This window comes from Gilliamella sp. Fer4-1, assembly GCF_001690515.1.
Lineage (GTDB): Bacteria > Pseudomonadota > Gammaproteobacteria > Enterobacterales > Orbaceae > Gilliamella > Gilliamella apicola_C.
This window is the reverse complement of sequence record NZ_LZGZ01000208.1, coordinates 1-5,100: the sequence shown is the minus strand read 5'-3', so window position 1 is coordinate 5,100 and position 5,100 is coordinate 1. Positions and strand designations below refer to the sequence as shown.

Annotated in this window: 8 protein-coding genes and 1 pseudogene; all 9 read right to left on the bottom strand. The window is 35.8% G+C overall.

Going from position 1 to position 5,100, the window contains the following annotated elements; genetic code table 11:
• On the bottom strand, positions 1-300 hold a 300-nt coding region (locus A9G30_RS07630; protein WP_065588568.1), incomplete at its 3' end, for a hypothetical protein.
• 344 nt (positions 301-644) lie between these two features.
• Positions 645-1,082, bottom strand: coding sequence for a type IV secretion protein Rhs (locus tag A9G30_RS07625; RefSeq protein ID WP_065588567.1), 438 nt, complete (start codon positions 1,080-1,082; stop codon positions 645-647).
• The gene (locus A9G30_RS12980) at positions 1,079-1,300 is read right to left on the bottom strand and encodes a hypothetical protein (protein WP_065567340.1); all 222 of its coding nucleotides are present in this window, start codon (positions 1,298-1,300) and stop codon (positions 1,079-1,081) included. The genes A9G30_RS07625 and A9G30_RS12980 overlap by 4 nt, the downstream gene beginning before the upstream one ends.
• A gap of 97 nt (positions 1,301-1,397) precedes the next feature.
• Positions 1,398-1,607 carry an RHS repeat-associated core domain-containing protein gene (locus tag A9G30_RS12975; RefSeq protein ID WP_065579951.1) on the bottom strand — a complete coding sequence of 70 codons (210 nt, stop codon included), beginning with the start codon at positions 1,605-1,607 and terminating at the stop codon, positions 1,398-1,400.
• A gap of 250 nt (positions 1,608-1,857) precedes the next feature.
• Positions 1,858-2,304, bottom strand: coding sequence for an SMI1/KNR4 family protein (locus A9G30_RS07610; protein ID WP_065567341.1), 447 nt, complete (start codon positions 2,302-2,304; stop codon positions 1,858-1,860).
• A gap of 90 nt (positions 2,305-2,394) precedes the next feature.
• The gene (locus tag A9G30_RS07605; RefSeq protein ID WP_065588566.1) at positions 2,395-2,577 is read right to left on the bottom strand and encodes a hypothetical protein; all 183 of its coding nucleotides are present in this window, start codon (positions 2,575-2,577) and stop codon (positions 2,395-2,397) included.
• A 138-nt stretch (positions 2,578-2,715) separates the two neighbouring features.
• Positions 2,716-3,003 (bottom strand): annotated as a pseudogene (locus A9G30_RS13625) (RHS repeat domain-containing protein); the annotation flags it as partial.
• A 140-nt stretch (positions 3,004-3,143) separates the two neighbouring features.
• Positions 3,144-3,494 (bottom strand): hypothetical protein, encoded by a 351-nt coding sequence (locus tag A9G30_RS07600; protein WP_065588565.1) that lies wholly within the window; start codon positions 3,492-3,494, stop codon positions 3,144-3,146.
• 3 nt (positions 3,495-3,497) lie between these two features.
• Positions 3,498-4,766 (bottom strand): RHS repeat domain-containing protein, encoded by a 1,269-nt coding sequence (locus A9G30_RS13190; RefSeq protein ID WP_218057765.1) that lies wholly within the window; start codon positions 4,764-4,766, stop codon positions 3,498-3,500.
• Positions 4,767-5,100 lie beyond the last annotated feature (334 nt).

Below are 5,100 nucleotides of genomic sequence, written 5' to 3'. Positions count from 1 at the left end.
AATATAATGCTCATCTTTCTCTTTATCGAATATTTTATCGAAGCATGATATCATCATTGGCTGATAACTTGATTCATCAATCATTGTAATATTTAAGCTCTTTATATTTTCAAATTTAAAATAAATTAAAGCCTCTCCTTCTAGCCCTTTACTTGGTTGGCAAAGCGACAATTCCAAAGAAGCTATTACCTTTAATTCTAGGGGAAACATATTTAATATGACGTCTTTTAATATTAAAGCGTCTCTTCCATATATTTCTCCATATATTGTCTCAATAGCCTGATTATGTACTGTTAGCATCTTACTTTTATCTCTATCCCACCAGTTGTTGTTGAAAATATATTGTTTAAGTTAATTGACTTCAAATCAGATTTAGTTGCCCAAACCGCAGGCATACGTTTTATACTGTAACTAACTCATAAAATAGTACAGCAAAAAAGTAGAAAATTCTCTATGATAAAAGTAAAAGGGGGATTTAATGATGAAAAAATGATTGAACATTAAATCGTAGCTATTTTAACAGAAGCTGAGGCTGTATTGCCTTAAAGAACTGTGCCGTAAATACCGGTAAGTTTTAATTGCTATTGTTTAAAAAGAAAACTCTTTTTTATCGTAAATATTTTCAGACAATAAAATTAAACAGATTATTTTAGTGATAATCCAAAATCAATAAACCCTTCAGAACTTATAACAAGGCACCATTTATTTGAAGAATCAAAAAAATAATGATGTTGAGGAATATTTTCTATAGCAAGAGCAAGGAAACTATCAAATTGATTAAATTTTAAATGTACTGCAAAATTTAAAGAGGAATCATTTAGATAGTAAATATCCCCGCTTTCTCTAATTTTAGTAAATATGTCATTATCTACAATAAATTTTCTTATTGTGGATAACCAACTGGAATAACTTCCAAAAAGTTGATTGCTTTTGTGTTTAAGAGTTTTTGACCAATCAATTTTGGTTCCTTTCCAGTCAAAAGAGCTGGATAATTTATGTGCAATATTTTCCCAATTATCAACCAGTTCTGGTGGTTCTGATAATAGCGAAAGTTTCATTTTTATTTCATCATCAAGAGTCATGAGTCTCTCCGGTGCTTAGAAGCAAGATTAAATAGGTCTTGAAGTTTAGTTACTATTGGTTTTATAACATCAAATAAAAAATGTTCTCCTTTCTTTTTTCCACTAAATACGCTTATATTAGCACCACTTCTTTCATCATACTCAATCCTAAATCCAGTTTTTCCATCAGCAGAAGTCATTCCAATGGGCTTTTCTTTTGTAGAATCAAATCTTCCCATATTAAATTTTTCAGCTTTAAAAACCTCTTTTTTCCTGTCACTTCAAGGCGTTATTTCTTGCTTGTTGATATGAATCTTTAATTGATCCACAACTCCCTCACCACGGATCAATCCAAGCCAATCCATTAGGCGCATACTGATAAAGATTAATATCGCCTATCGTGTCTAGTTGGGTAAAGTGGCCTATATCCGGATCATAATAGCTGAATGTATTGTAATGTAAGTCTGTTTTTCTGTTTAAATATTGTCCCTGATATCTAAGGTTGTGTTGTATTGGTATGTGTTCGATTTCTTGAATCTGTTTCATCCCCCAGAGCAGATAGTTGCATTCCTAGATGATGTCATTGTTTGCAGCGTACACTCTTGTCATCTTTTAAAATATGAAAAAACATTATTTGGTAACTGGATTTTCTTATTATTCGATGCCACCGATAGTTTATTTCCATCAATATTTGATAAAGGTAAAAAATCTAAGATCATATTAATTACTCTAAGTCTATAGAGTATATCGGATATTGCATTTCATATATTTTTATTTAAGACAACAAATTAATGAATTAAGCATATTTAACATACTCATTAATATCAGATTCTAGACATAAGCTAAAAGTTTTATTTATATCATCTATATCTTCACATTCTGTATAACAATAAACTTTCGGATCATCTATATTTCTATTAGTAAAGAACAAAGTGGTATATCCTTGGTGCATTAAAAAGGCAAACATATTTTTAGGTGGAATTATTTTATTTTGATGCATTAATTCTATAGTTTCTTCATTAATATCATCAAGATCAGAATAAAGTATCCATGTATCAGCCTTAAAATCACCAGCATAACATCCTAATTTTTCAAGATATAATTTATAAAACTGAGGAAGCTTTCCATATTTTTTTTCCAGTTGCGCTATCTGCTCTACATTACAGCCTAAAACAGAAATCCCTTTTTTTTCTAAAAAAGAAATAAAACTATCAATCATATGAATGTATTTGTTTTTATTCATTTAATCACCTGTAAGCCTATTTGTTTTTACGCTTGGGAACCTAGTTTCAAACTGTTTAATGCCTCCTAGGCATGATTTACATGTTGGAAGTTATGAGAAAAGATCAATGGTTCCTTTAGCATTGGGGTTTATCTTGCTACCAATACGTTCAAGAGCTTTTACTTCTGAATCAAAAGCACGTTGATGGTTAACTGTTGTAAACAATCTATTATTTGAATCTGGTATATTAACAAAACCTGATATAGATCTCTGACCACTAATTGCATCGGCCATGCCATTAAGGGATCTTCCATTAACATCGATATTGTAATTTGATGTGGCTATATTTCTGCCTTTGCCTATTTAACCAGAATTTCTTCCAAGAGCTTTTCTATATGCCTTAGCTAGATTTCCCAGATTGCTAATAGCATTACAACTCCATCCTAAAGGATCAATCCAAGTCAACCCATTAGACGCATACTGATACAGATTAAGCCTACCGGCTAAACCAATCGGATCTGGCTGGCTAAAGCGACCTATATCCGGATCATAATACCTGAAAGTATTGTAATGTAAGCCGGTTTCTCTGTCTAAATATTGTCCCTGATATCTGAGGTTTTGTTCTACTGGTTCGTGTTCGATTTCATGAATCCGCTTTCCCCATAACTGAAAGCTACATTCCCACAGTAATTCGCCGTTTGCATCGGTTAGTTCTTCCGGTACTTTCTAGTATTAATGAATAGCCTTTTATTTTGTTAAATATTTATTGACTAAACATTTTTCTTAATAAATTATGATAATAACACCCCTAAATACCAATTCAAGACGTATAAAGATTTAGATCTAATATTGTTTAGATCTTACTTATCTGTATTTTCATCTTTTCTAATACTTTCTCTAAATTTATTAAGTCCAACACTTGAAAAATCATCAATATACACTAATGTCGGTATGCCGGTTTTATTATTTACTTCTCTTAGCCATTCACAAAAATTATCAAATATAATATCGTCACATTCCTCTTGTAATAAAAATCCACCATCCGTATGTGAGTCATGTAATTGGTCTAAAGCACAAATAAATTCATCTTTATTTTTAATGAGCCAACTCATAGGTAGTTTAGTCATAATACCTATTAGCTTTAGTTCATCATTATAATCTAAAAGGGATGGTCTATTTTTCAAAAAATTGTATAGTATATTCTCGTTCATAAATTAATATCCTGATCCATCTAATGGAATATGAGCTGCATTTCTATCACTGTCAAATTTTCCCCATGTTCCATCTGTTCTATAACTTTGCTTATTTGTAGTATTTGTAATCCTAGCCGTTGGGCCATTTGCTGAATTTGACGTTGGCCATTTTGATTGTGCAACAGGATTCATGCCATGTCCATGTACTTTATATCCTTCACCTTCATACTTAAATCCACCTTTGGGGAAACGATTAGGATCAGCATGCCAAGTATTTGGTATTCCTCCTTGTGTGGCCCATGCATCTATGTCTGCTTTATTCACCCTCCCATTTCTAACTAATTCTGATGGATCAGTTGGGCGTTTGGTAAAACGTCCTGTTTCATTATTACGCCAACGATTCGACTTACTATTAAAACTACAGCTCAACCCAAGTGGATCGACCCAAGTCAACCCATTAGGCGCATACTGATACAGATTAAATCCACCCAGCAACCCAATCGGGTCTGGCTGAGTAAATCTACCTATATCCGGATCATAGTACCTGAAAGTATTGTAATGTAGGCCGGTTTCTCTGTCTAAATATTGTCCCTGATATCTGAGGTTTTGCTCTACTGATTCGTGTTCGATTTCATGAATCCGCTTTCCCCATAACTGAAAGCTACATTCCCACAGTATTTTACCGTTTTCGTCGGTCAGCTCTTCCGGACAACCGTTCAGGTCAGTGTGGAAGTAGCGGATATGTTGTTCTTGGTTGCCGTCTGTGTCTATCCGCGCCAGTGGTTCGTAGCTGTTCTGGTCGGTATAGATATACAGGCTGGTGGGGTGATTCGGGCCGGTTTCCTGAATCATTCTTAAGCCGTCCCACAGGAAGCGGGTACGGTTGTAAGGTTTGCCTTCGTGGTCTAACTTTTGTTTTTCGATGCGTCTGCCAAGGGCGTCATAGAGATAGCGGTATCGTTCGGTTTTGTTGAGCTGTTCAATGCGTACTTCGCTTAGACGGTGGTCGGCGTCGTAGTAGTAGTGCTGGGTTGCGCCGATGGTCTGTTTGGTCTGGGTTCTGCCGTGCTCGTCATAGCGGTAGTGGTGCCCTCTAAAATGCAGGAGCTGGTTACAGCGAATCAGGTTGTGGTTGCTGTAGTCTTCTCTGTATTTGCTGTCCAGCAGGTTGGCAGCGGCATCGTATTGCAGGGTTTCCCAGTATCTCTGGTTGCGGCAGCCTTCGATTCTGCCGGTGCGATCATAGCGGTAATCGGTCTGGCCGTGTTTGCTGTGTTTTTTGCTTACCAATCGGTCGAGGTTGTCGTACTGGTAGTTGGTACGCTGCTTTAGGGGGTCGATAACGCTGCGCAGGTTGCCGCGCTGGTCGTAGTAGTAACGCCATGTGCTGCCATTGGGGTCGACGCTGATGGTGGGTAAAGCCCAGTGGGGCAGCCACTGGGTTTGGGTGGTACGGCCGAGGGGATCGTAGTATGCTACACTATAAAAAATGTAAAACTTTCACGACTGATGAAGCAATGTAACCAAGCATCAGAAAAATGAACAATGCTGGTTAGAAACTAGAAATATGTAATAATTAATATACTATAGAAATAGGTGACATAATTAACTGTCACCTATGGCA